This window comes from Mycobacterium ostraviense (assembly GCF_002705925.1).
GTDB classification, from domain to species: domain Bacteria; phylum Actinomycetota; class Actinomycetes; order Mycobacteriales; family Mycobacteriaceae; genus Mycobacterium; species Mycobacterium ostraviense.
On record NZ_NKRE01000001.1, the window covers coordinates 5,699,306 to 5,724,350 of the forward strand.

The 25,045-nt window shown below is 64.9% G+C and carries 20 protein-coding genes and 5 pseudogenes; 12 read left to right on the forward strand and 13 right to left on the reverse strand.

The window, feature by feature from the left end; translation table 11 throughout:
• The first annotated feature begins 498 nt into the window (after nucleotides 1–498).
• On the forward strand, nucleotides 499–5,388 hold the full coding sequence (locus CDN38_RS26520; RefSeq protein ID WP_075511901.1) for a PPE family protein: 4,890 nt from the start codon (nucleotides 499–501) through the stop codon (nucleotides 5,386–5,388).
• An 81-nt stretch (nucleotides 5,389–5,469) separates the two neighbouring features.
• Here CDN38_RS26520 and aceA read toward each other — a convergent pair whose 3' ends face one another.
• Nucleotides 5,470–7,758: an isocitrate lyase ICL2 gene (aceA, locus tag CDN38_RS26525; protein WP_075511888.1), complete on the reverse strand. Its 2,289-nt coding sequence runs from the start codon at nucleotides 7,756–7,758 to the stop codon at nucleotides 5,470–5,472.
• A 157-nt stretch (nucleotides 7,759–7,915) separates the two neighbouring features.
• On the reverse strand, nucleotides 7,916–8,635 hold the full coding sequence (locus CDN38_RS26530; RefSeq protein WP_075511887.1) for an MBL fold metallo-hydrolase: 720 nt from the start codon (nucleotides 8,633–8,635) through the stop codon (nucleotides 7,916–7,918).
• 164 nt (nucleotides 8,636–8,799) lie between these two features.
• On the opposite strand from CDN38_RS26530, the gene CDN38_RS26535 reads away from it, so the two are divergent.
• The 3 genes from CDN38_RS26535 to CDN38_RS26545 all read left to right on the forward strand — a co-directional run bounded on the left by CDN38_RS26535 (nucleotide 8,800) and on the right by CDN38_RS26545 (nucleotide 11,019).
• Nucleotides 8,800–9,804: a zinc-binding dehydrogenase gene (locus CDN38_RS26535; RefSeq protein WP_075511886.1), complete on the forward strand. Its 1,005-nt coding sequence runs from the start codon at nucleotides 8,800–8,802 to the stop codon at nucleotides 9,802–9,804.
• Between the two features lie 72 nt (nucleotides 9,805–9,876).
• Entirely contained in the window at nucleotides 9,877–10,323 is a 447-nt protein-coding gene (locus CDN38_RS26540) for an SRPBCC family protein (RefSeq protein ID WP_075511885.1), read from the forward strand.
• 93 nt (nucleotides 10,324–10,416) lie between these two features.
• Nucleotides 10,417–11,019 (forward strand): YbhB/YbcL family Raf kinase inhibitor-like protein, encoded by a 603-nt coding sequence (locus CDN38_RS26545; protein ID WP_075511884.1) that lies wholly within the window; start codon nucleotides 10,417–10,419, stop codon nucleotides 11,017–11,019.
• Nucleotides 11,020–11,033: 14 nt separating this feature from the next.
• Here CDN38_RS26545 and CDN38_RS26550 read toward each other — a convergent pair.
• Both CDN38_RS26550 and CDN38_RS31390 read right to left on the reverse strand, forming a co-directional pair.
• Nucleotides 11,034–11,450, reverse strand: a pseudogene (locus CDN38_RS26550) (phytoene desaturase family protein); the annotation flags it as partial.
• A 104-nt stretch (nucleotides 11,451–11,554) separates the two neighbouring features.
• A pseudogene (locus CDN38_RS31390) lies at nucleotides 11,555–11,659 on the reverse strand (NAD(P)-binding protein); the annotation flags it as partial.
• A gap of 81 nt (nucleotides 11,660–11,740) precedes the next feature.
• Here CDN38_RS31390 and CDN38_RS26560 point away from each other — a divergent pair.
• Nucleotides 11,741–12,351: pseudogene (locus CDN38_RS26560) on the forward strand (TetR/AcrR family transcriptional regulator).
• A gap of 107 nt (nucleotides 12,352–12,458) precedes the next feature.
• Here CDN38_RS26560 and CDN38_RS26565 read toward each other — a convergent pair.
• Nucleotides 12,459–13,475 carry a DUF732 domain-containing protein gene (locus tag CDN38_RS26565; RefSeq protein ID WP_075511882.1) on the reverse strand — a complete coding sequence of 339 codons (1,017 nt, stop codon included), beginning with the start codon at nucleotides 13,473–13,475 and terminating at the stop codon, nucleotides 12,459–12,461.
• Between the two features lie 396 nt (nucleotides 13,476–13,871).
• Between CDN38_RS26565 and CDN38_RS26570 the strand changes: the two are divergent.
• Nucleotides 13,872–14,829 (forward strand): annotated as a pseudogene (locus CDN38_RS26570) (NAD(P)H-dependent flavin oxidoreductase).
• Here the strand turns inward: CDN38_RS26570 and CDN38_RS26575 are convergent.
• The 4 genes and pseudogenes from CDN38_RS26575 to CDN38_RS26585 all read right to left on the reverse strand — a co-directional run bounded on the left by CDN38_RS26575 (nucleotide 14,823) and on the right by CDN38_RS26585 (nucleotide 17,704).
• Nucleotides 14,823–15,536: a hypothetical protein gene (locus CDN38_RS26575; RefSeq protein WP_075511881.1), complete on the reverse strand. Its 714-nt coding sequence runs from the start codon at nucleotides 15,534–15,536 to the stop codon at nucleotides 14,823–14,825. The pseudogene CDN38_RS26570 and the gene CDN38_RS26575 overlap by 7 nt on opposite strands.
• Nucleotides 15,537–15,559: 23 nt before the next feature.
• Nucleotides 15,560–16,267 (reverse strand): class I adenylate-forming enzyme family protein, encoded by a 708-nt coding sequence (locus tag CDN38_RS32015; protein WP_306316112.1) that lies wholly within the window; start codon nucleotides 16,265–16,267, stop codon nucleotides 15,560–15,562.
• A gap of 133 nt (nucleotides 16,268–16,400) precedes the next feature.
• Nucleotides 16,401–17,000 (reverse strand): annotated as a pseudogene (locus CDN38_RS32020) (AMP-binding protein); the annotation flags it as partial.
• Nucleotides 16,997–17,704, reverse strand: a complete 708-nt coding sequence (locus tag CDN38_RS26585) for a hypothetical protein (RefSeq protein WP_233027057.1) — start codon at nucleotides 17,702–17,704, stop codon at nucleotides 16,997–16,999. The gene CDN38_RS26585 and the pseudogene CDN38_RS32020, both read right to left, overlap by 4 nt.
• Before the next feature lie 549 nt (nucleotides 17,705–18,253).
• Here CDN38_RS26585 and CDN38_RS26590 point away from each other — a divergent pair.
• The 3 genes from CDN38_RS26590 to CDN38_RS26600 are packed head-to-tail and all read left to right on the forward strand — an operon-like array spanning nucleotide 18,254 to nucleotide 19,899.
• Complete coding sequence (locus CDN38_RS26590) at nucleotides 18,254–18,745, forward strand: carboxymuconolactone decarboxylase family protein (protein ID WP_082277247.1); 492 nt, start codon at nucleotides 18,254–18,256, stop codon at nucleotides 18,743–18,745.
• 18 nt (nucleotides 18,746–18,763) lie between these two features.
• Nucleotides 18,764–19,405: a nitroreductase family protein gene (locus CDN38_RS26595; protein ID WP_075511880.1), complete on the forward strand. Its 642-nt coding sequence runs from the start codon at nucleotides 18,764–18,766 to the stop codon at nucleotides 19,403–19,405.
• Nucleotides 19,405–19,899, forward strand: coding sequence for an SRPBCC family protein (locus CDN38_RS26600; protein WP_075511879.1), 495 nt, complete (start codon nucleotides 19,405–19,407; stop codon nucleotides 19,897–19,899). Before CDN38_RS26595 ends, CDN38_RS26600 begins: the two co-directional genes overlap by 1 nt.
• 16 nt (nucleotides 19,900–19,915) lie before the next feature.
• On the opposite strand, the gene CDN38_RS26605 is transcribed toward CDN38_RS26600, so the two are convergent.
• Complete coding sequence (locus CDN38_RS26605; protein WP_075511878.1) at nucleotides 19,916–20,227, reverse strand: hypothetical protein; 312 nt, start codon at nucleotides 20,225–20,227, stop codon at nucleotides 19,916–19,918.
• 343 nt (nucleotides 20,228–20,570) lie between these two features.
• Here CDN38_RS26605 and CDN38_RS26610 point away from each other — a divergent pair, with 343 nt between their 5' ends.
• Together CDN38_RS26610 and CDN38_RS26615 are read left to right on the forward strand one after the other, a co-directional pair.
• On the forward strand, nucleotides 20,571–21,035 hold the full coding sequence (locus CDN38_RS26610) for an Rv1352/Rv1906c domain-containing protein (RefSeq protein WP_075511877.1): 465 nt from the start codon (nucleotides 20,571–20,573) through the stop codon (nucleotides 21,033–21,035).
• A gap of 18 nt (nucleotides 21,036–21,053) precedes the next feature.
• Nucleotides 21,054–22,016, forward strand: a complete 963-nt coding sequence (locus tag CDN38_RS26615) for an FAD-dependent oxidoreductase (RefSeq protein ID WP_075511876.1) — start codon at nucleotides 21,054–21,056, stop codon at nucleotides 22,014–22,016.
• Nucleotides 22,017–22,019: 3 nt separating this feature from the next.
• On the opposite strand, the gene CDN38_RS26620 is transcribed toward CDN38_RS26615, so the two are convergent.
• Nucleotides 22,020–22,442, reverse strand: coding sequence for an anti-sigma factor antagonist (locus tag CDN38_RS26620; protein ID WP_075511875.1), 423 nt, complete (start codon nucleotides 22,440–22,442; stop codon nucleotides 22,020–22,022).
• A 277-nt stretch (nucleotides 22,443–22,719) separates the two neighbouring features.
• Here CDN38_RS26620 and CDN38_RS26625 point away from each other — a divergent pair, with 277 nt between their 5' ends.
• The gene (locus CDN38_RS26625; RefSeq protein ID WP_075511874.1) at nucleotides 22,720–23,502 is read left to right on the forward strand and encodes an enoyl-CoA hydratase/isomerase family protein; all 783 of its coding nucleotides are present in this window, start codon (nucleotides 22,720–22,722) and stop codon (nucleotides 23,500–23,502) included.
• 4 nt (nucleotides 23,503–23,506) lie between these two features.
• Here the strand turns inward: CDN38_RS26625 and CDN38_RS26630 are convergent, their stop codons facing one another.
• Both CDN38_RS26630 and CDN38_RS26635 read right to left on the reverse strand, forming a co-directional pair.
• Entirely contained in the window at nucleotides 23,507–23,908 is a 402-nt protein-coding gene (locus CDN38_RS26630) for a phage holin family protein (RefSeq protein ID WP_075511873.1), read from the reverse strand.
• A gap of 15 nt (nucleotides 23,909–23,923) precedes the next feature.
• Nucleotides 23,924–24,991: an amidohydrolase family protein gene (locus tag CDN38_RS26635; protein ID WP_075511872.1), complete on the reverse strand. Its 1,068-nt coding sequence runs from the start codon at nucleotides 24,989–24,991 to the stop codon at nucleotides 23,924–23,926.
• Nucleotides 24,992–25,045 lie beyond the last annotated feature (54 nt).

Here is a 25,045-nt window from a genome sequence, read left to right on the forward strand (position 1 = left end):
ATCGGTCTACGAGTGCGCCGGCCCCGCGATGCAGCGTTTCCGGACAGTTGGCAGAGGTCATGCAAGGTCGTGACCATTCCGTCGTGACGAGCTCACTTTGACCGACGTACCGCACCGTGTCCGAGATTGCTTCCAAGCGTTTTCTGGCAACATGTTATTCGTTCGAATTATTGTGTTTGGCGTCCGACTTATGCACGCATAGATGGCAGTGCCGACATTCCGAAATGTGAGGGAAAAATTGAAACTTCAGGGTCGGCAAATAATATTCTCCCCTCAGTCGGAAGTCGTTTACATTGACACCTAAGCGCCCGATCACCATAGCGCATGTAAAGAAAGTTGGCATTGGCCAGGCGATATAATCACATTTATGTAACGATTCTATATCGTATTGATGAATCCCATCAGGACTTTGTCCTCACCGCGTAGTTTGTGCGCAACGCGCGGCTCGCGCCGGCTGTGCCGGCCGCCGGCGGCTGCCGGCCGAGAAAGGTTGAAGTCATGAATTTCGCAGTTTTGCCCCCGGAGATCAACTCGGCTTTGATCTTTGCCGGTGCGGGGTCCGAATCGATGCTGGCGGCCGCGACGGCCTGGGACGAGTTAGCTGAGGAGTTGGTCTCGGCTGCGGCTTCGTTCCAGTCGGTGACGGCTGGGCTGGCCGCTGGATCTTGGCAGGGACCGGCGTCCGCGGCGATGGCCGCAGCGGCGGCGCCTTACGCGAGCTGGCTTTCCGCGGTTGCGGCGCGGGCGCAGCAGACGGCCACGCAAGCCGGCGCCATGGCGGCCGAGTTTGAGGCCGTTCGGTCGGTGATGGTGCAGCCTGCGCTGGTAGCGGCCAACCGGAATCAATTGCTGTCGCTGGTGATTTCCAACTTATACGGGCAAAACGCTCACATCATCGCGGCTATGGAGGCTGCCTACGAGGAGATGTGGGCCCTCGACGTGTCTGCGATGTCTGCCTACCATGCCGGCGCTTCGGCCATTGCGTCGGCGCTGACGCCCTTCAACCCGGCTTTGGTAGCCCTAGCGGAGCTGCCGGCTCGGTTGGCCGCCGCACCGGCCATGGCAGCCGCCGCCAAAGCTGCCGTCTCCAGCTTCCCGAGCACGATGAGCAACTTCAGCGTGGGCTTTGCAAACGCCGGTTTCGGCAACGTGGGCAACGCGAACCGCGGCGCTTTCAACCTGGGTGCCGCAAACCTCGGCAGCTACAACTTCGGCAGCGGAAATATCGGAAGCTTAAATCTCGGCAGTGGAAATATCGGCAACAATAACCTCGGCTTTGGCAACCTCGGCAACAATAACGTCGGCTTCGGCAACATAGGTCCCGGTTTGACGACGGCCCTGAGCAATTTTGGTTTCGGTAATACCGGCAGCAACAACATTGGCTTCGGGAACACCGGTAGCGGCAACATCGGTCTCGGAAACACCGGCAACGGCAATATCGGTATCGGGCTGAGCGGGAACAACCTGACCGGGTTTGGCGGGCTGAACTCGGGCGCCGGCAATATCGGTTTGTTCAACTCGGGCAGCGGCAATATCGGCATCGGAAACTCCGGCACCGGAAACTTCGGTATCGGAAACTCGGGCAACAGCTACAATACGGGCATCGGTAACTCGGGCGAAGCCAACACCGGAATCTTCAACGTCGGCATCGCCAACACCGGATTCGGCAATACCGGCAACTACAACACAGGCAGCTTCAACGTCGGCAGCTTCAACACCGGCGCCTTCAATCCGGGCAACACCAACACCGGTTACTTCAATCCCGGCAATCTCAACACCGGCGTGGGCAACACGGGCAACGTCAACACCGGCGCCTTCATCTCAGGCAACTTCAGCAACGGCTTCTTGTGGAGAGGCGATTACCAAGGCCTGATCGGCTACTCGGGCACCCTGACGATCCCCCGCATCGGCCTGGACCTAAATGGCTTAGGAGATTTCGGACCAATCACCGTGCCGTCGATCGAGGTGCCCCAGATCGGACTAGGCATCGATAGTTCCGGTGCCGTGGTGGGTCCGATTACGGTGCCGCCAATATTGATACCAGAGATTGGTCTGGGCATTGATAGTTCCGGTGCCGTGGTGGGCCCTATTAAGTTGCCGCCGATCACCATCCCAGAAATCGGCTTGACGGTCAACAGTTCCGCTGCCGTGGCGGGCCCGATTACGGTGCCGCCGATTGGAATACCCGAGATAAGTCTGGGCATCGATAGTTCCCAGGCCCTGGTGCGCGAGATTACGGTGCCGTCGATCTTCATTCCCCCAATTGGTCTGAACATCCAAAGTTCTTATGCCGTGGTAAACCCGATTAGTATCCCGCAAGTCACCCTCGATCCGATTTGGTTCTCGCTCAACAGCCCCGGCCCGGCGCTGTACTACATCAATATCCCCGAGTCCCCGCTGGGGCTTGGCTTGTTCGGCATTACTCCCACCGTAGGCACGGTCGGACCGGGCACCATCGAGCTATCGGTAGGACCGATCATCGTTAGCGGGGGTATCGGCTCCGCCACCTTCTTCCCGAACGGCTACTCAATCCAGCAGATACCGTTAAGCCTCAACGTGACAGGTGATATCGGTTCGTTCACCGTGTTCCCGGATGGTTACACCCTGCCGGAAATTCCGTTGAATATCAATGTGTCTGGTAAAATCGGGCCGTTGACCATGTTCCAGGATGGCTACACGCTGCCCGGAATCCCATTGAATATCAATGTCAGTGGTGGTATCGGTCCGTTCACCATGTTCCCGGATGGTTACACGCTGCCCGGAATCCCATTGGATATCAATGTGGGTGGTGGTATCGGTCCGTTCACCATGTTCCCGGATGGTTACACTCTTCCGGAAATTCCGTTGGGTATTAATCTCGGTGGCAATATCGGTCCATTCACCACGCCGTCCATCACCATCCCCGCAACCCCGCTGGGCCTGGATCTGTCCGGCGGCGTCGGCCCGATCAACATCCCGATCAACTTCGGGGGTACGCCGGGATTCGGAAACTCCACCACCAGCCCGTCATCGGGCTTCTTCAACAGCGGCGCGGGTGGCGCATCAGGATTCGGCAACGCCGGCCCGGGCGGCTCAGGCTTCTGGAACATCGCTGGAAGCCTCGGTAGCTCGGGCTTCCTCAACGTGGGGCCGCTGGCATCGGGCGTAGCAAACTTCGGCAACACGGTGTCAGGCCTCTACAATACTAGCACCCTGAGCCTGGCGACGCCGGCTCTCAACTCGGGTGTCGCTAACGTCGGCGACCACTTGGCCGGCCTGTTCCGCGGCGCCACGGCAGGCGCCACCACCCTCAATTTAGGCTTCGCCAACCAAGGTGGCCTCAATCTCGGCAGCGCGAACCTTGGTGATTACAACCTGGGCAGCGCAAACGTCGGCAGCTACAACCTCGGCGACGGGAATGTCGGAAACGCAAGTTTCGGTTTCGGAAACATCGGCGGAAACAACGTGGGATTCGGCAACGTCGGCAGCGGCAACGTCGGCTTCGCAAACACCGGCTCAGGGTTGACGCAGGCGCTGCGGAACATCGGCTTCGCGAACATCGGCAGCACCAACGTCGGGCTCGGAAACCTGGGAAACAGCAACATCGGTTTCGGCAACACCGGCAATGGAAATATCGGTATCGGGCTCAGCGGTGACAACCAGGTCGGATTCGGCTCCTTGAACTCGGGTACGGGCAATATCGGTCTCGGCAACTCGGGCAATGGGAACATCGGCTTCTTCAACTCCGGCAACGGAAACTTCGGCATTGGAAACTCCGGCGACTACAACACCGGACTCGGCAACGCGGGCGCTGCCAACACCGGGTTCTTCAACGTCGGGAGCGTCAACACCGGCATCGCCAACACCGGCAACTACAACACGGGCAATTTCAATGTGGGAGATTTCAACACGGGCGATCTCAACCCGGGCGACACCAACACGGGTTACTTGAACCGAGGTGACTTCAATACCGGTTGGGGAAACACGGGCAACGTCGACACCGGTGCGTTGATTTCGGGAAACTTCAGCAACGGTCTGCTGTGGCGGGGTGATTTCCAAGGCCTGATCGGATACGCGGGCACCCTCACGATTCCGGCTATCCCAATGGACCTCGATGTGCTCGGCGGGATTGGGCCCATTACGGTGCCCGATATCACGATTCCGGCTATTCCGCTGGACTTCAATGCGATCGGCGGGATTGGCCCCGTTACGGTGCCCGATATCACGATTCCGGCTATTCCTCTGGACCTGAAAGCGATCGGCGGGATTGGCCCCGTTACGGTGCCCGACATCCCCATTCCCGCAATTCCGCTGCGATTCATCGAAGACGGCAGTGCGGGACCCATCACGGTGCCCAGCATTGTGGTTCCCCCCATCCCAATTGATCTCCTTGCAATGGCCGGGATTGGCCAGATCACGGTACTCTCCATACCGATTCCGGAAATCCCCGTGGGTTTGGGCGTGGGCGGGCAGATCGGTCCGGTCGGATTCCCCGGCATACCCATTCCGGCACTCTCGCTGGGCATCCAGATAGATATACCGGTAAGCGTGCTCCTGCAGGAGCTTCCGCTCAACGTCGCAGACGTCATTACCGGCTTCATCGGGCCCGTCCAGCTCAGCGAGTTCACCTTGAGCATCCCGCTGGTGGGTGGCACCTCGCCGTCGACCATCGGTGGCTTCACGATCCAGCCTTTCGGCCTGAACGTTCCGTTGAGCGGTAGCACCAGCGCGGTTGACATCCCTGGCTTCACCATCAATGCGGTCAGTTTGGAAATCCCGTTGAGTGGCAGGACCGGAGATTTCACCATCGAGGGCTTCCAAATCGGCAAGTTTGAGCTGGATATCCCCTTGTACGGTAACACCAGAGCGGTTACTATGCCGGGCTTCACTATTGCCCGGTTCGGCTTAGACATCCCGTTGAGCGGCACTACCGACCCGGTCACCATCCCGGGCTTCACCATCGACCCGTTCGGATTGAACATTCCGCTGAGCGGCAGCACCAGCGCCTTCACCATCCCCGGCTTCAGCATTGGCGGATTCCCGCTGAGCGCCGAACTCAACGGCGGCTTGGGACCGGTGGATATCCCCATTGACATCGCGGGCACTCCAGGGTTCGGAAACCTCACCACCAGCCCGTCGTCGGGCTTCTTTAACAGCGGGGTGGGGAGCACTTCGGGTTACGGCAATGTCGGATCCGGAGTTTCGGGCTTCTGGAACCAGGTGCCGAACCTGCTGCCCGGAGGACTTTCCGGCTACCAGAACTACGGCCAACTGGCGTCAGGCGTGGCCAACTTGGGAAACACCATCTCGGGTTACTACAACACCAGTACGGTTGGGTACCTCACGGCGGCGCTCGACTCCGGGCTCAGGAACATCGGCCAGAAGCTCGCGGGCTTCTTCCGCACGTAGCACCGGGCCGCAACCGCACCGGTAGGGGGCACGGGCCGCCTGACCGGCGGTGTCGTGTGGGAAGGCTGCCTGCCCCGCCTTCTACCCTTCCTTGGTGATCAACTTCCGCAGCGCCACGCGATCGGGCACCAGCAGCTCTTCGATGCGCGGCTTGTTCACCTCGGCGACGATGATCTCGCCGACGTCCTGGTTGACCTCGCTGAAGATGCCGTGCGACTTCATCTTTGAGGTCTGATACTGGTTGTCCTCGGTCGGCGTGACGTAGTAGACGGCGTCGGCCTTGAACCGGTGGACCAGCCAGAGGTGGATCAACGTCATCAGCCGCTTCTGCCGCAGCTTCTGCGCGAAGGTGTTTTGATCGCGCACCGTGAGAATGCTGCGGCCGTGCCGGTCCTTGATGGGGTCGAAGACGACGTTGGCCAGCGGCTCGTCGTCGTTGCCGTAGATCCCGAGTTCGAGCACGTCCGAGCCGGCGCGGCGGGGCCGCAATTGCACCCGCAGCTTCTCACCGAGCTGGTAGTGCTCGCTCCACAGCGCCAGCCATTCCTCCAGCAGCTTCTTGGGCACCTCGGTCTGCACCAGATGCTGGTGCTGGGTGGAGCCTTTGCCCATCGCCTTGGTGGTCGCCGTGCGCCCGGACGAGGCGGCCAGCGCCGCGTCGCTGCGCGGCCCGCCGACCAGGGTCTGCGGTGTCCGGTAGGGCGACTCGACCAGGCGCATCTTGCGCTGCAGGCGGGCCAGCGCAAGCATGCCGTCTTGCTGCAGCGAGGTGGCGAACTCCTCGGCCGCGACGCCGTCGATTTGATGTCCGCCGTAGGTGATGAAGTTGAAGACGAAGCCCATCTTGCCGAGCTCAACGGGGAACTGCTTCATCTCCTCGTCGGTCATACCGGTGGTGTCCCAGTTGAACGACGGCGAAAGGTTGTAGGCCAGCATTTGGTCGGGGAACTCGGCATGGATCGCCTCGGCGAATTGCCGGGCATCGGCTAGATCGGCGGTCTTGGTTTCCATCCAGAGGATGTCGGCAAACGGTGCGGCGGCCAGCGACTTGGCAATCGCATACGGAATGCCGCCACGGACCTGGTAGTAGCCCTCCGGGGTCTTGGCCAGCTCGCAGTCCCACCCCGGGTCGGCGCCCAACTCCTTGGCTTTTGTCCGCGCGGCGTAGAGCGAGGCGCGGCCGGCGAACGCCCGCCATTCCTCGGGACTCATGCCTACGGATTCGCCTTCGCTCTCACCGAACGCGAGAACGTCGGCCACGGCTTCGCCGTACGTCATCAGCCCGGCGTCGTCCTCCCAGGCGGCCACGAACCGCGACTCCACCTGGTCGAAGAGGTCGTCGATCGATGTCATGCCGTTTTCCCGCCAGGTGTTGACGGCATCGGTGATGACGCCCATGATGCCTTGGCGCTCGAGCCAGGCGGTGGCCGTCGCGTACTCGCCCTCGGCGAGCGCGTAGAGAAGGTGGCCGTTGAGTTCTTTGACGCCCAGTTCGTAGAAGCGCCGCAGCATCGCCAGGAAGCACGCTTTGTACGAGGGAATGTTGAGGTTGGTGGCGCCGAGCAGGAACGGCTGGTCACGTTCGTCGGCTCGGCTGTCGATCAGGTTGGCGGCCTCGGCATCGGTGCGCGCGACGATGATGCCGGGCACCCCCATGACGTCGAGTTGGAAGCGGGCGGCGTTGAGGCGCTTGATCTGTTCGTCCGACGGCACCAATACCTTGCCGCCCTGGTGACCGCACTTCTTGGTGCCGGGGCGCTGGTCCTCGATGTGGTACCCCGGCACGCCGACCTCGACGAAGCGGCGGACCAGGTTGCGCACGTGCGGATCACCGCCGTGACCGGTGTCGGCGTCGGCGATGATGAACGGCCGGAAGTCGTACACCGGGGCCGCAGTTCGCTGCTGTTCGGTCATGTTCAGCCGCAGATACTCCTGGTTGCGGTCGGCGGTCAGCAGTGCCCGCACCAGGACGGCGGCGTCGTCGGGCACCTGGCTCAGCGGATAGCTGGCCAGGTCGGGACCGGGATCTTCGGTGGTGGAACCCTTGGCTGACGTCGCCCATCCGCCGAGGTAGATCGCCTCGATACCCATACGCTTCATGCTCACCGCCTGCCCCGGCGAGTAGGGGCCGAACGTGGTGATGCTCTTGTGCTCGGCGAAAAGCTCGCGCAGGCGCTCGTAGAAAGCCGCCGCCGCAGTGCGAGCCACGCTGTAGTCGACCGGGATTGTGCCGCGCTGTTCTACGACCTGCCGGGCAGTGTAGAGCCGGATGATTCCGGCGAAGCGGGCACTGTCGAAGTATCGCTGCGTCTCGGTGACGTCTTGCTCGAATGGTGTACGGACCTCAGTGTCCGTTTCGGCGATAGCCATGGGCTTGCGCTCCTTTGTGCGCCCGATTCCGCTGACGCAGAGAGTGTATCCCTGGGTTGGGCAGTTAATTCACCGGCTGACCGGGTGGTTACCTACCCGGTCCGAGATACGGGGGTGAGGCCGCGCAGCCGGTGGCCAACACGCCCGGGAGCGTGAGTTATGTCCAAGGGCGCGCCGGCTCGTTCAACCAATCCCGCTGACGCCGGACGAACTCCGCGTCGACGACGCTTCCGTGGCCGGGGACGTAGACGGCGTCGGGTCCGCCGAGTGCCAGTAGCCGATCAAGCGTCGCAGGCCAGGCCGCGACATCGGAATCGGCGTCGATCAGCGGATCGGCGGACTCCTCGACGAGGTCGCCGGTGAAGACCACCACTGGTTCGTCGCTGGCGGCTGCGCCCGGAACCACTACCACCAGGTCCGCAGTGGTGTGTCCGGTGCCCGGATGGGTGACCGTGACGGAGCGGTCGCCGAGATCGATTACCGCGTCGTAGATACCTCGCCGAGGTGGCCGCAAGGCGGCGATCGCGCGGTCGATCTGCACCGCGTCCGCGCCGTATTGCAGTGCATGGGCGCGCAGCTGATCGGTCGCCGACGACAGATAGTCGACAACCTCGGGAGCGGCGTATATCTGGGCACCGGCGAAGCCCGCTGACCCCAGGACGTGGTCAAAGTGCTTGTGTGTCAAGACAATATGTGTTACCCGGCAATGGGCGATCTGGCTGACATCGGCCTGGATCGCGGCCGCTTCAGCCAGCGTGGTGCCGGCGTCGACCAGCAGCGCCGTGCCGCAGCCCAGCACCAGGCCGACCGTGACGTCGCAAAACGGCAGCCGGCAGCGGTACACGCTTGCGGTCAGCCGCTCCCAGCGGTAATGCACAGCTAGCACGATAGGCCGCGAAGCCCGGCGCTGTCCCAGCCATTCCGGCTTGGTACCGGGCGACAAACGGATTGCCGGCGTGTTCAATCGCAAGGGACTCCCCGCGTGCGGGGTTGCGGCAAGGCCGGGTGCTGCGAGTAGACGAGCCGATTCGGAGGAACACAATGCGTGCAGTCGTTATCACCAAGCATGGTGACCCATCGGTGCTGCAGGTGCAGCAGCGGCCGGACCCGCCGCCGCCCGGTCCGGGCCAGCTGCGGATTGCCGTTCGCGCCGCCGGGGTGAACTTCGCCGACCACCTCGCCCGCGTCGGCCTGTACCCGGATGCACCGAAGCTTCCGGCGGTGGTGGGCTACGAGGTCGCCGGGACGGTCGAGGCCGTCGGCGAAGGTGTCGACCAAAGCCGGGTCGGCGAACGTGTCCTGGCCGGAACACGATTCGGCGGCTACGCCGAAATAGTCAACGTGGTCGCGACCGACTCGGTGGTACTTCCCGAGGCGTTGAGTTTCGAGCAGGGCGCCGCGGTTCCGGTGAACTACGCGACCGCGTGGGCGGCACTGCACGGCTACGGGTCGTTGCGCGCCGGCGAGCGGGTGTTGGTTCATGCGGCCGCGGGCGGGGTGGGCATCGCGGCGATTCAATTCGCCAAGGCTGCCGGCGCCGAAGTACACGGCACCGCCTCGCCGGGAAAGCACCAGAAGCTGGCCGAGTTCGGTGTGGATCGTGCCATCGACTACCGCCGCGACGGCTGGTGGAAGGGCCTGGGCCGCTACGACCTTGTGCTCGACGCACTCGGCGGCACCTCGCTGCGGCGGTCCTACGATCTGCTGCGCCCCGGGGGAAGGCTGGTCGGATACGGGATTTCGAACATGCAGCAAGGCGAGAAGCGCTCGTTGCGCCGGGTGGCTCCGCACGCGTTGGCGATGCTGCGCGGCTTCAATCTGATGAAGCAGCTCGAGGACTCGAAAACCGTGATCGGTCTCAACATGCTGCGGTTGTGGGACGACCGTGGCACCCTCGAGCCCTGGATCACGCCGCTGCGCGAGGCTCTTGACGAGCGTACGGTCCGGCCGATCGTTCATGCGGCTGTGCCGTTCGCGGAAGCGCCGGCAGCGCACCGGATTCTGGCGGCACGGGAGAACATCGGCAAGGTTGTCCTGGTCCCCTGAGTCCTGGAACGCCGGATGGCGGCTCCATTGAATGTTGTTTTAGCCGGCGCGGAGTTGGCTATGTTTCCTCCCATGGCCGTCACCGAGTCCCGCGAGCTCGTCATCGAGGCGACGCCCAAGGAAATCCTAGACGTCTTGTTCGACCTCGAATCCTTGCCGCAGTGGTCCGCGATTCATCGAAAGGTCGAAATTCTCGAGCGCGACGATCAAGGCCGTCCGACCAAATCTCGGCAAGTGGTCAAGGTCGTGGGCATCAGCGACGAGCAAGTGCTGGACTACTCGGTTCACGACGACGGGGTGAGCTGGACCTTGGTCAGCGCCAGACAACAACGCGGGCAGCAGGGCCGTTACACACTGACCCCGGACGGCGATTCCACCCGGGTTCGGTTCGAACTCACCGTAGACCTGCTGGTGCCGCTGCCGGGATTCGTCGTCCGACGAGGCGCCAAAGGCGTGATGGACACTGCTACCCGAGGCCTTCGTGACCGGGTGTTAGCGGTCAAGGGGCGCGCCGGCTAAGGCACGGCGCAGGCGCACGGTTGATCGTCGATCGGCGGCATCCGGCGGCTGAAACCGCTTTATTCCGCAGTCGCTGCGCGCGACACTGTCCTTATGAAACTCATAGCGGCGCACCTACTTAAGTCGATCGCCCCGGCTTTCACAGGGATGGCTCTAGTGCTGGCATGGGTTGGCGACGGCGGCGACGGCAACCCTCGAAAGCTTTCGTCGGCGCCGACCCTGGTGACGGCCGGCATCACGAAGGCGGCACCCGCCGGCGGGCCATTGACGATCAGCAGTCCCGCGTTCGCCGACGGCGCGCCCATCCCGGTGCAATACACCTGCAAAGGGGCCAACATCGCGCCGCCGCTGAGCTGGTCTGCGCCGTTGGGGGCAGCGTTGGTGGTCGATGATCCGGACGCGGTCGGGGGAGACTACGTCCATTGGATCGTGATCGGAATTCCGCCCGGAGCCGGCAGCTCCGCGGATGGGCAAACTCCTGCCGGAGGCACCAGCCTGCCGAACTCGGGTGGCCAGGCCGCATACAGCGGGCCGTGCCCGCCCCCGGGCACCGGGACGCACCACTACCGGTTCACCCTTTACCAGCTTCCGGCCACGCTGCAGCTTCCCCCGGGATTGGTTGGGTTGCGTGCGGCTGAGGCGATAACGCGGGCCACCACGGCGCAGGCCCAACTCACCGGAACGTTCGGAGGCTGAACCGATCCCGTCGGCTACCGGTCGTCCAGTGCCTGATAGGCGGCGTTGTAGCCGGGAATGAAGATGATGCCGGGACCGCCATGGCATCCGGCACTGCCGAGATATAGACCGTCGATCGGAATCGGGAAGTCGCGAAATCCTTTGGGTCCCGGCCGGTTAGGGCCCATCAAATCGGGGTGCAGCAGCCCGTGGCAGAAATCGCCGGCGGGGGCGCCGAACATCGTTTGCATGTGGTGCGGCGCGAAGGTGATCTGGCGGATCACGATGTCTTTGAAGTTCGGGGCGAAGCGGGTGATCTTGTCGATAACGCGTTGAGCCATCTCATTTTTGAGGTGGCCGTGTTGGTTGCGGTCGGCTTCGACCGGGAAGGCGTAGGCGAACGCGCTCGCGGCGTGCTTACCGGGCGGCGCAAGGCCGGAGTCGTGCACCGAGCTCCCTGGTGATTTGGCTTGCCGTGGGGAACTGCACCGAACCCGCGATCTCGTGCCGGAAGCCCTCGATCAACTCCACCGTCGCCGCCGTCCCCCGCGTAGGTGTTGGCTTCCAGGCACAGAGTGCGCAGGCCCGCGCGTTGCAGAACCGCGGCGGCGGTCAGCCCGTTGTGCCCCGCTCCCACCACAATCGCGTCGTAGTCGGTCATCTTCCCAACGATATGTCAGTACTGACACAATGAGGAGATGTCAGTACTGACTACTGCCGGCCGGGTTACCATCGGTCCGAAATGACTGTGCTTCGCAAACCGCCCAACCGTCGTGAGCTACGCCGGCGATCCACGCACGAAGCGCTGCGCCGGGCCGCGCTGAAAACCTTCGCCCGCAAGGGATTTGCGAATGTGACGGTTACCGAGCTGGCGCGGGAGGCCGGGGTGACCGAGCGCACCTTCTTCCGGCATTTCCCGACCAAGGAGGCGGTGCTCTTCCAGGACTACGAGACCCACCTGGAATGGCTGGCCGAGGCGCTTGCCCAGCGTCCGCCAGCCGAGCCGCTGTTCGATGCGGTGCTGGCCAGCGTCGCGGCGTTTCCCCATGACGTGGAGGTAGTCCGCCAGGCCGCTACCGCCCGCGCCGAGCTGATCAGTGCGGACCGTATCGCGAGTCATCTGCGGGTAGTGTGCAGGCGTCGTTTGCGCGGGTGCTGACCGAATTAGTGCGCAATCGGCACCCGGAGATGCCCGACATCGATCTCGCCGCCGAGGTTGCGGGCTCGATGCTGGCAGCGGCACTGGTTGTGGCAGTTGAGCATTGGGGTCGCAACGGTTGTGCCGGCGATCTCGGTGAGCTGGTGGTGGCCAGTGTGGATTTGGTTCGGTCCGGTCTGGCGCCGCTGGCTTAGTCTTAGTCGGCTTGCGGTTGCGCACTCCTGGAATGGATGTCGGCGACCGGATACGCGGTCTGCACTAGTGGCGCGCTTCGGCGGCAGCCGACGACATGGTCGCGGTCTTAGGGTGCCAGCCTGATAACGCCCGGCGGCGAGGGGCGTGCCGGCGGCGGCTGCACCGGACCGGCTCCGCCATTGCCACCACTGCCGCCACTGCCGCTGCCACCGCCGCTGCTGCCGCTACCGGCCCCGGGCTGAGGGCCATCAGCCGGAGGCTCCACGACCTCTTGCGGCGGTGGTGGCGGCTCTTGCGGTGGTGGCGGTTCTTGCGGTGGTGGCGGTTCTTGCGGTGGTGGCGGTTCTTGTGGTGGCGGCGGCGATTGCTTTGATGGCGGCGGCGCCGCGATCGGCGGGGGTGGTGTCACGATCTGCGCCGTGGGCGGCGGTGATGCCGGAGTCTGCGGCGGACTCGGTAGCTGAGGGTCGCCCTCAGGAACCGCTGCGATCAGCGAGGTGAGCATCGTGCCAAGTGCGTTACCGGCCGACTGGTCCCCGTAGCGGCCCGCCACGACAGCACCGCCATCCGTCAACGGCAGCCGGATCGTGGCGATGCCGGTCGGTTCGTGCCACGTCGCCGGCATGTTGGTCATGTCCAACGCCGGCGGCGTTAGTACCGCGCACCCCGCGTTGACTGCGTCTCGGGTGTACGTGGCGATCCAGCCGGTCGGTTCATTCGATTGCGGCGCCGGAGTAGCCGTGATGGAAGCTATCTTGCCCCGGTCGTACGGACAGTAGATCTCCACCGCCGCAGTGACGAATCGGGTCATGGTGGACGTGACGCGCGCGGCGGGATATCGACGCAAGGTCGGGTCCATGTTGTAAGCGTCATTCCGCAGCCCGTCGACTATTTCGTGTACCGGCATGCCGCCGTCGAGTTTGCGACAAACTTTGTGGGCTGCGGCGATCACGCGTGGCACATTCGAGAGGGCGGGGATTTCTTTCTTCTCGAGCAGTGCCAGGAATTGATCGTCCTGGTTCGGATCGGCCGCTGCCGCGCCGCCGTCGAGAATTGCTGTGCCGGTTACCACCACGACGGCGCTAACCAGGGCGCCGACGTAACTAGTGATGCCGCTGAACATGACAGGGCTTCCATTCCGCTAGAGGCGTCACTTGGCGGGCTTTGGATCGCGATCTACGCCGCACGAGTGGCTGTTCAGTTACGTTTCCCGGATATCTCCATATCTGTCGTGTGTTTTCAGCCTGCCACACATATACCCCACCTGGGTAGGGACGAAAGGCCTCTAACTTGGGCCGGGCCGCAGGGTTGCCTGCCAAGGCCGCCGCGCGCGGCCGCGCTTCGCCGCCGTTAGCCTGTAACGAGTGGCATCCGGCGGCGACAGCAGCAGCATGCCTTCCCCGAGAACAGCCGACGGTGCGGCCGCTGATGGTCTCGGGCACCCAAAACGGCCGAGAGGACTGCTCTTTCGTCCTTAGCCGGGCACGGTACTCACCGGAGAACTCGAAGGAGCGTGGCAATGTCGCTGACCACCCGCCTGACCGAATTCTTCGGGATCGAACATCCGATACTGCTCGCGCCGATGGCCCTGGTTTCCGGGGGCAGGCTCGCGGCGGCAGTGACCATAGCCGGGGTCTGGGTTTCGTCGGCGGCGGCTACGGCGAGGCCGAATGGCTGCGAACCCAAATCGGCGAAACCGACGGCGCGCGAGTCGGATACGGGTTCATCAGCTGCAGCCTGGCCCGCAACCCCGGGCTGCTCGACACCGCGCTGGCACGGCAACCCGCAACCATCATGCTGTCCTTCGGCGATTTGACGCCGTTCGCCAACCGCATCCGCGGCGCCGGAGTTCCGCTGACCGCGCAGGTGCAAACCCTGCACCAGGCAGGCGTTGCCCTGGCAGCCGGCGCGCAGATCATCGTGGCCCAGGGCGCCGAGGCGGGCGGGCCGGAATGGGTGCCCGGTCGACGTTCACGCTGGTGCCCGACGTCGTCGACCTCGTAGCGCAACGCTCGCCGGAAACGCTGGTGGTGGCCGCCGGCCGCGTCGCTGACGGCCGCGGACTGGCGGCCGCGCTGGCGCTCGGGGCCGACGGCGTGCTCGTCGGCACCCGGTTCTGGGCGTCGACCGAGGCGCTGGTGTCACAGCGAGCCCGGCAGCGAGGCATCGACGCCGGCGCTGACGACACCGTGCGCACCAGGGTCTATGACATTGTGCGGCAGCGTGATTGGCCTGACGAATACGACGCTCGAATGGTCGGCAACGCCCTGACGGCAAGGTGGCACGGCCATGAGGCCGAATTGTCGGCCCGGTTGCCGGACGTACTCAATAAATTCGAAAGAGCCACTGCGGCCGAGGATTTCAATGTCATCACGGTTCTCGTCGGCGAGGCGATAGGACTCATCCACGACGTTCGCCCCGCCGCTGAGATCGTGCATCAGATGGTCCGCGCCGCGGCACGAATCCTGAATCAGTAAAGCGGCGACCACGCCGATGTTCGCAGCAGCCGGCTCTGCCACTGGTCGCGGTATTTCAGTGCCTCGTACATGTAGCTGCCCGGCCCCCGGTGCTCCGGCGGAGTGTCGTTGGTCAGCAGGTGCATCAGCGCGGCATAGTTGTTGGAGTCGTCAATCTTTTGCCACAGCATCGCTTCTCGGCGCCGGTAGCTGCCGTGTGCGACCTGGAAGCAAGCCTGGATGTCGAGTATCCGCATGCCGGCGGGGGCCTTCGACAGCGGCCGGTAGTAGATCTCGTCCCAGGAACGGATGTAGTCGTCCAGCGGCGCGTAGGGCCAGCCGGTGTCCTCCATGAACAGGCTCAGCGGATAGGTCGCACCGTCGGTGGGGACCGCTGCCAGGTCCACCGCCTGCAACGGGGACCAATCGACTGGCAGCAAGATCTTGCCCGTCGCGTCGTACCGGAGCTTGTCGAGCTCGCGCATCCAGGGCCGAAGGTCGCCCTGCTGGGCGCGACGTACCAGTCGCTCCCAGGCGGCGCCGTCGGTGATCGCGGTAATGGTGACGACGGTGTAGGAGGCCCCGGAACCATGCGCGTGGTTGGTGTACCAGAGCAGCCGAGCATCGTCGTCGGTGGCCAGCGTCGGCATCCAGCCGTCCCGGTAGGCGGCCTCGAACTCATCCTGCCGCGCGCCGACCACCCGGTGGGTCTCGTGGAGGAACAACATCCCAACTCCCGTTCAGCCCCAGCTCAATCCACGCCCGAGATCAACGCGGCCAGCTGACGGCGATTGACTTTGCCGGTCGCGCTGTACGGGATGGCCTCGACGATCGCCAACTTCTCGGGCAACTTGAAACACGCGATCAGATCGCGACAGTGTGATCGCAGCTCGTCCAGCGTCACCGGACTGCGGACCACCACCGCGGCCCCCACCCGCTGGCCCATCTCCTCGTCGGCGATTCCGGCGACGGCGACGTCGGTCACCGCCGGGTGGGAACGCAGCGCCTCCTCCACTTCGATCGGCCCGAACTTCTCTCCCCCGCGATTGATGGTGTCGTTCACCCAGCCGCTCGGGTAGAGATAGCCGTCGGCATCCTGTCGGCCAAGGTCACCGGTGTGCAGCCATCCCTCGGTGACGTTCTGGGCGGTCTTGACCCACAACTCGCCGACCGTTCCCGGTTCGACATCCTCGCCGGTGTCGGGGTCGACCACCGGCACCTCGACACCGGGCAGCGGACGGCCGACGGATCCCGCCCGCGCCGGGTCGTGATGGTCGTCGGGCAGCAGCGTCGTATACGCACCAAGCGTCTCGGTCTGGCCGAACACGTTGGCAAAGGCCACGTGAGGAAGTGCCGCCATTGCCCTGCGCACCAACGCGCCGGGCGCGGCGGCGGCTCCATAGGCGATGGCGACCAGCGAGGTGAGATCGGTGCTGGCGAAGTCGGGATGGTCGAGAATGCGTTACAGCATCGTCGGCACCAAGAAGGTGGCCACAACCCGGTGCCGCGACACCAGACCCCAACCACTCACCGGCGTCAAACCGTGTTTGCACCACCGAAGTGTTGCCCGAGTACAGGCTGCCCAGCATGCCGAGAGCACCGCCGACGTGGAAGAAGGGCACGCACATCATCCCCACCGACGGCGTCGCGTCCACCCGGAACGGTGGCGACATTCGTTGGATCCGCGTCGTGAGCTGCCGGCCGGTGATGCCGACCGCTTTGGGGAGTCCTGTTGTGCCGCTGGTGAACAAGATCAAGGCCTCGCGGTCGTCGACGTCTTCAGCCGGTGGCGCCGCTGCGGCGCGGTTTTCATCGACGAGATCGGTCACCACCGTCAGCGCGCCGGCGTCGCGGACCCGGTCCGCGTAGGCAGCCCCCGCCACCGCCACCGGCGAGCAGCCGGCGCTTTCCAGCAGCACTCGCAGCTCGGCGGGAGTCAGCGCCGGGATCATCAACGCCGCCGCGGCACCGATACGCGCCGCCCCGAGCACGGCCGCGATCGACAGCAGACTTCCGCCGTCGACGACGGCGACGCGCTCGCCGGGTCCAACCCCATGGGCGGCGAGGCCGACGGCGCACTGCCGCACCGCCGCACCGAGGTCGCCATAACTGATCCAGCGCTCACCGAAGATGAGCGCCGCCCGGTCGGGAGCGCCGGCCGCGGCCGCGTCGATGATGGCGCCGACGTTCATCTGCGGCCTAATACAGGGGTGACCACGCGGAGGTGCGCAGTAACCGGCCGGTCCACTGGTCGCGCAGGTCCAGGGCGTCGTACAGCCAGGTGCCCGGGGCGCGGTGTTCGGGCGGAATGGGTCCGGAGCAGGTCCAGCAGGGCCTCCGGCCGCCGGATGCGCTGCATCAAAATCACCTCCCGCCGCAGGTGGCTGCCCAGCGCGGGCTGGAAGGCGGCCTGGATGGTCAGCATCGACGACGGCCGCTCCAGGCTGCGGGCATATACCGCGCCGCAGCGGTCGATGTACTCCTCGAACTTCTCCTGATAGGGCCACATGGTGTCTTCCAGGTAGAGGGTCAGCTCGTGCTCGCGCCCATCGGACGGCACCTCCGCGACCGACATGTCATGCAGCGGCGACCACGGCAGCGGCACCAGTAGTTTGGCTTCGACGTCGTGACGAAGCTCGTCTAGTTCGCGCATCCACTTCTGCAGATCGCCTTTTTGCACCCGCAGCGCCAGGCGTTCCCATGCCGCACCGTCTTCGACGGCGGTGATGGTGACGACGGTGTATGCAGGGCCGCTGCCGTGTGCGTGATCGGCATACCAGAGCAGGCGGGCGTCGTCGCCGGCGGCGAGCATCGGCATCCAGCCGTGGCGAAACGCAGTCTCGAAATCGTCTTCCGCGCGCCCGCGCACCTTGTGTACCTCGTGCATGAACAGCACGCCGAGACCTCCCACGCGGCGCCGCCCGATGAACGCCCTCGTCCACGGACGCTAATCCTGAGCGTCCGGTCTGTCCACGTCGGGGTTGACAGATGCCGCATGCCAACTAGGACACCGGCCCCGAACGGGACCGGTTGGTCCGTATCACGCTGTGCCCGTTCGGGTTTGGAGAACCTGGGCGCCGTCGCTTGCAACGCCGCCGCGGGGCTGCACACGGCCGCGACGGCATCGAGCCTGCGGCTGGGGCATCGAGCCTGCGGCCAGAGACGACCTGCGCGACCACGTGGCGCAGTAAGCGCAGGCTCGATGCCAACATTTGCCGAATAGCGGCCTGGGCGCCGCGCCCACCGGCACGCGGGACGGCCCACTCCGGCGCCGCCGCCTGTCGAACAGCCGGGCCGATAGCGCAAGACTCTCAACGGCCCAGGTGTTGTTCGCCGAGCCACCCGGCTGCCACCGTCCCGGAACTGCGAAGCATATCTGGACAGTCGAGCCGAGAATCTGGTTTGCTCCAATCGGAAGTCGTATTCACCCGGCAGGAGTTCGCGCATGGCCCGACTTGACGTGCCGGACGGCCCCGGCGGCGAAGCCGCGATGATCTGGACGCTGCGTCCCGAGCTCGGTGGCATGGTCGAGCGGATGATCCGCGGCGCATACCAGCAGAGCATCGTGCCGGCCGACGAGCGCGAACTAACCAGGATGCGCATCGCGCAAATCAACGACTGCGTCGCGTGCTCGGGCTTTCGGGCGCCGTCGCTGCTGGACGCCGGCCCGAAAGCCCCGGCACCCGAGCTCTACGACCACGTCGCGGACTACGCTGGCTACCCCGGCTACACGCCACGCCAACGCCTTGCCATCGAGTTCGCCGAGCGCTTCGCCACCGACCACGCGTCGCTGGACGAGGCATTCTTCGGGCGGCTGCGGGCGCTGTTCTCCGATGCGGAGATCCTCGATTTGACGCTGTGCGTCGCGGTGTTTCTGGGCCTGGGGCGTTCACTGACGGTGCTCGGGATCGACCAGTCCTGCGCGATAGACATCTAGGAGACAAATGGACTTCACGTGGACCTAACCTCGGTCGACGAGCTGCTCACCACCACACGGTCGGTACGCCGACGCCTCGATCTGAACCGGCCGGTGGGCCGTGAGGTGATTCTCGAGTGCCTGCGGCTGGCCACCCAAGCGCCCACCGCCAGCAATGCCCAGGATTGGCGCTGGCTGGTGATCACCGACGCCGACAAGCGGGCCGCGATCGCCGACATCTACCGCAGCGTCGGCGCCGAGTATCTCGCCCGGGCCGCGGCCACCGCGTCCGATCCGCAGACCCAGCGGGTGTATCGCAGCGCGTTCGGCCTGACCGAGACGCTGGCCCACGTTCCGGTGCATGTCATTCCCTGCCTGCAGCGGCGCATCGACGAAAGTAACCGGCTGGTCGCCGCGTCGGCCTGGGCGTCGATCATCCCGGCCGGCTGGAGCTTCCTGCTTGCGTTGCGGTCCCGCGGATTGGGATCGGTGTGGACGACGATGCATCTGGCAAAGGAGAAAGAGGTGGCCGGGGTGCTCGAAATCCCGGACACGGTCACCCAGGCTGCGCTGTTCCCGGTGGCCTACACCATCGGCACCGACTTCCGTCCGGCCGCGCGGCCGCCCGTGGAGACCATCACGTATTGGGATACCTGGGAACAGCCTGTTGGAGAAAGCTGATGCAGTCCTACACCGTGCGATTTCACGTCGACGCGCCCCCGAGCAAGGTGTGGCGGGTGCTGCATCCGCCCGCGCCGCCGAATTCTCCGCGGCCGCGGGTGCTCAGGTGGCCGACGGGCAGCATGGAGATTTTGCACGAGGGAGACGAGGCCGGCGAAGGTCTGGTCCGCACCTGCATTTTCGAGGTGCCCAAGTACCTGCTGTCCGGCGGCAAGGGGCGGTCGTTCGAGACCGTCACGGAGGCAAAGGTCAACAAGCTGTCGCGGTATGTGGCGGTCGGCGCGCCGCTGTGGTCGCGCGCCGAGGGCTATCACCAACTCGACGAGCAGGCCGACGGCAGCACCATACTGACGTTCCACGAGACCTATCACGCCTATAACCCGGTGTTGCGCCTCCTCCTCGAGCGCCCGGTGCACGCGAAGATTTCCCGCGACAACCTCAAGACGTACCAGCACGCGCTCGGCTACGCCGGCACGGTGCGGCGACTGGACTGAACGGCTGCCCGCCGGCTCACACCAACGCGGTGATTACCGCCAACACGGCGATGCACCACGCCAGCGCGGCAATCAGCACGCACAATGACCCAACCGCGGCCAGCCGGTCACTACGGTTCGCGTTTTCGTCCATGGTGACGGCGAAACTACTGGGAATTCGCCGGAATACGTCCGGCCATGCCACCCGGGAGGCGGCCCGCTTGACACCGGTCGGGTCTTCTTTGGTACGGCGGCGCGGTGCCACCGTGGTCCCGTTGGTGACGAGCACAAAGCCCACCACAAACGACGCGACACCCATCACGACGAGCAGCACGGCAAGCCACAGCATCGTGTCCTCCTTTACTGCCGATCCGTTACCGGTGTTGTTGGCTCCAGTTGCATTGCGGCCCAACGTGGTAGGGGTACCCTGTCCCCCGTTTGGGGAAACGACGCTCGCCGTCGTCGCCGGCTGGTGGTGCGCACGTTCTGGAACTCGTTGGCGCACAATGCACTTGCCGAGCATGCCTGGGCCGGCCGGCACTGGTCAGGAGTCGGCATGGCCGCGAAGTCGATGCGCCTTGTTCAAAGACGCCGGTGGGAACTCGGGCGCCGCGTCGTCGGTGCCCACGCCGGCGATTCGTACCTTGTCGGCGGTTCGAAATTGGCTGCCCGCCCCGGTAGGCTGCTGAGCTATGAGTTCGAAGGCGCCAGCCGCCCGATTTCTTGCTGCGGGGCTGATCCTCGCTGGCTGGGCCGGGTCCGCAGGTGTCGCCGCTGCCGACCCGCAACCGGCACCGCAGCCCGCACCCAAGACGACCATCGATCACGACGGCACCTATACGGTGGGCACCGACATCGCGCCGGGCACCTACAGCTCTGCCGGACCCGTTGGTAACGGCACCTGCTATTGGAAGCGGTTAGGCAATCCCGACGGCGCCCTGCTCGACAATGCACTGAGCAAAAAGCCGCAGGTAGTGCAGATCGAACCGACCGACAAGGCATTCAGGACATCCGGCTGCCAGCCCTGGCAGATCACCGGCGAGAGCAATGCGCCAGCCGAATTACCGGGCCCTGCCGCAGGCGCCCAACTGCAAACCGATCTGGCGATCCTCAACGGGCTGCTCGGCCCGACCGGCGAACGGGTGCCCCAGTCCTGACGGCCGGGTGACGCGGCCATGCCTGACCGGATGCAACAGATCGTCGTCATCGGCGCCGGCGTCAGCGGATTGACCTCAGCGCTGTGTCTGGCCGAAGCGGGATGGCCGGTGCACATCTGGACCGCCGCGATGCCGCAGGACACGACCTCGGCGGTGGCCGGAGCCGTCTGGGGCCCGGTGTTCACCCAACCTGTTGCCAAGACGCTGGCTTGGACGGCGGAATCGCTGCATGTGTTCGGCGAACTCGCCAAGGACCCCGCCACCGGAGTTCGCATGGCACCGGCCCTGACCGTCGGTGACGTACCCGTGGGCGCGGAACTGCCGCCGCAGGTCGCGTTGATCCCCGACCTGCGGCCGGCCGATCCGGCCGAAATACCCGAAGGCTTCCCGGCGGGGTTTCGCTCCACGCTGCCCATGATCGACATGCCCCACTACCTCGACTACCTGACCAAGCGGTTGGCCGCGGCCGGCTGTGAGATCGAGATCCGACCGGTGCGGTCGCTGGCCGAGGCCGCCGACGCGGCACCGATCGTGGTGAACTGTGCCGGTCTCGGTGCCGCAGAGCTGACCGGCGACGACACGTTGCGGCCGCTTTTCGGCCAGCACGTTGTCATGGCCAATCCCGGTCTGCGGCAGATATTTCTGGAACGCAACGACGCCCCGGAATGGGTCTGCTACTTCCCCCACCCGCAGCGCGTGGTCTGCGGCGGTATCAGTATCGCCGACCGCTGGGACACGACCGCAGACCCCGCGGTGACCGAACGGATCCTGCAGCGCTGCCGGGGGATCGAGCCGCGGCTTGGCCAGGCCCCGGTGATCGAGACGATCACCGGCCTGCGTCCCGACCGTCCGTCGGTGCGGGTGGAATCCGAGCCGCTCAGCCGGGCGCGGTGTATCCACAACTACGGTCACAGTGCCAACGGAGTAACGCTGTCGTGGGGATGTGCGCGGGAGGTGGCGCGCCTCGTCGGCGCGCCATGAGCGTCAAGCCGGTGGCGCCAGCGCGTTCTCGACAGAGGTGTACATCGGCAGCAGGCGACGCAGGCCGCACGCCGCGATGGTGCGGGCCACGATCGGTTGGTTGCTGACTAGCCGCAGGTTCACGCCACGACGGCGGCACCGCACCGATTCCTGGGCCAGCACGGCATACGCGCACGACCCCATGAACTCGAGGTCTCTGACGTCAATGACGAACGGACCCGGCGCGATGGCGATGGCGGCGCTGCGGGTCACCAACCGTTGCCAGAGTGTCTCGTTACTGGCATCGATGTCACCACCGACGTGGACCACTACCGCCGAGCCGGTAGATTCGGTGACCGCCCGTAGACCGCTTTGCGCGTCACCTAGTTGCAAACTCAGCCGCGTGCTCGTGGGACCGGAGGATGCTCCGAGCGCGACAGTGTCCATCTTGTGCAACGTCCCGTCCGTCGTGTGGTGCTAAGTGCTGCCATCCTGGCTGGGGGAAGGCGCGCGGGTGATCGTCCTGGCTAGGAGTGCTGCCCTGTTTTCACAGTGGTAGTAAGCATATGTGTAACAGATCCTGAAAAAGAAGGATGTCTAAAACCAAATTTTGCGTAATTCATGACGGCGGGCACGTTCTTGGCTGTGCGACCACCGGGCGCGGCGACATCACTACTATCTGACCAAAGCTTGCTACTGCTAAGAGAAACCGGCCAATAACGCGGTGAGCATCGATTACACGCTGCGCGACCACATTGTCACCATCACAATCAACCGCCCCGAGGCGCGCAACTCCCTCGACATGGCGCATTTCCGCGACCTCGCCCACGCCTGGGCCGCCTTTCGCGATGACGCCAATGCCTGGGTCGCCGTCGTCACCGGCGTTGGGCAGGACTTCTGCACCGGAGCCGACCTCAAGAAGTTCATCCCTGAGCTGACCGGTGATCTCCCCCGGCCCGAAGGGTGGGACAAAGACGACGCCATCCATGCCGTGTTGCATCGGTTCCCGCTCTACAAGCCGGTCGTCGCCGCGGTGAACGGCACGTGTGTCGCGGGTGGCTTCGAAATGCTGGGCCTGACCGACATCCGGGTGGCGGTGCCCGAGGCGAGATTCGCGGTGATGGAACCCAGACGCGGCCTTTTCGCCGGCGGCGGCAGCACCGTGCGACTGCCCCGCCAGATTCCCTACGCGTTAGCCATGGAACTGCTGCTGACCGCCGACCTGGTGGATGCGCAGCGCTCGCTGGCCATGGGGCTGATCAACCGCGTGGTCGCGGCCGACCGGCTGATGGATACCGCCTATGACTACGCCGCGCGGATCGCCGCCAACGCTCCGCTCGCGGTATCGGCAACCAAGCAATCCGCCGTCGAAGGCCTGGCACTCGACCTGGAGTCGGCATACGACAACGAGACCCGGCACAGCGACCGCATTTTCCAGACGCAGGACGCCAAGGAAGGACCGCGCGCGTTCGCCGAGAAGCGACCGCCGCGATGGCAGGCACGCTGACCGGTTAGCCGTTGCGGCTGCGCGCGGCGCGGCGAGTCAGCAGCGACAACAGCCAGCTCACGATGGACAACAGGATCGCGGCCCAGATTGCGCTCCACCAGAAATGGTCGATCTGCAGACCCCAGTGGGTGGTGTCCTTGGTGATCCGGGCGGTGATCCACAGCATGAACGCATTGATCACGATGTGAAAAAGACCAAGCGTGACGATGTAGAGCGGGATCGACAGGAATTGCACGATCGGCTTGATGATCGCATTAACCAATCCGAAGATGACCGCGACGACGAAGATGATGCCGACCCGCTGCAACGTCGTATCACCGCCGACAAAGCGCACCCCCGGGACGCACAGGGTGACCACCCACAACGCAAAACCCGTCAACGCCGCACGAACCAGAAAAGGGCCCATGCGCCGATCCTGCCACTAATTCAGCGCGTAGAAGCGCTGGGCGTTGCGGCCGCCGATCTTTTCGCGCGACCCTTCGCTGATGTCGGACCGGGTGCGCAGATGCTTGGTGCTCTCCGGCCATTCGCCGTCCCAGTGCGGGTAGTCGCTGGCGAACATGATGTGGTCGTCGCCGAGTACATCGATCACACCCGGCAGAATCGGCTCCTCCGGCTCACAGGTCACCCAGATGTTGCCGGCCCGCCAGTAGTCCTGGGGGTCGCGGCGCCAGCCGCCCTCGATCCAGTCGCCGCGCTTCTCGTAGTGCTCGTGCAAGCGATCGATGAAGAACGGCACCCAGCCGGCGCCCGCCTCGAGGAAGGCGACCCGCAATCGGGGATGACGTTCGAAGACCCCGCCGGAAACCAGCGCCGTCATCGCGGTCATCTGGTCGAACGGAAAGCTGATGCAATGCACCTGGATGTAGTTGGTGAAGCGGTCCACGCCGATCTTCGGCAGATGGATCCCCGGGGCGCCGTGGATGCCGAGCGGCATCTCCAGCTCGACGGCGGCGGCGTAGAACGGGTCAAGATCAGGATGGTCGAGGTTGCGCGTCTTGAGTGCCGGCGGGACCAGCGTGGCGACCAACCCCAGTTCTTTGGCCTCGGCCATGATGTCGATGGCCATCTGCCCGTGTTCGATCGGGGTCACGGCGACGCCGCGTAGCCGGCCGTTGGACGGCGCGCAGAAATCGGCGATCCACTGGTTGTACAGACGCGCGAAACCCGCAGCGAACTCCGGGCTTTCCAGGCTGGGCACGCACAGCCCGAGGCTGGGATACAGCACCATTGTGTCGAGGTGATCGCGGTCGGCGTCACTCAAGACACCCTCGGCGGTCGCGGTGTGGATGTCGCCTGCCGTGGTGATCCCGTGCTGGGGTGGGCAACCGGCGCCGGGCCCCGCGTCCTCCGGGTAATTGCGGCCTTCGATCCGCAGCCCTGGTCGTCCGTCGGTGCTGGGTTGGACGTATTCCGGCCAGCGCTTGAGCGCTTCGATGGCCAGCGACGGGTTTTCGGCGACGTGTCCGTCGGCATCGATGATTCGCATGTTCCCGAAGTTACTCGCGCGCTTGGCATACCCCAAGGTTCGCGGGCGCGCGCG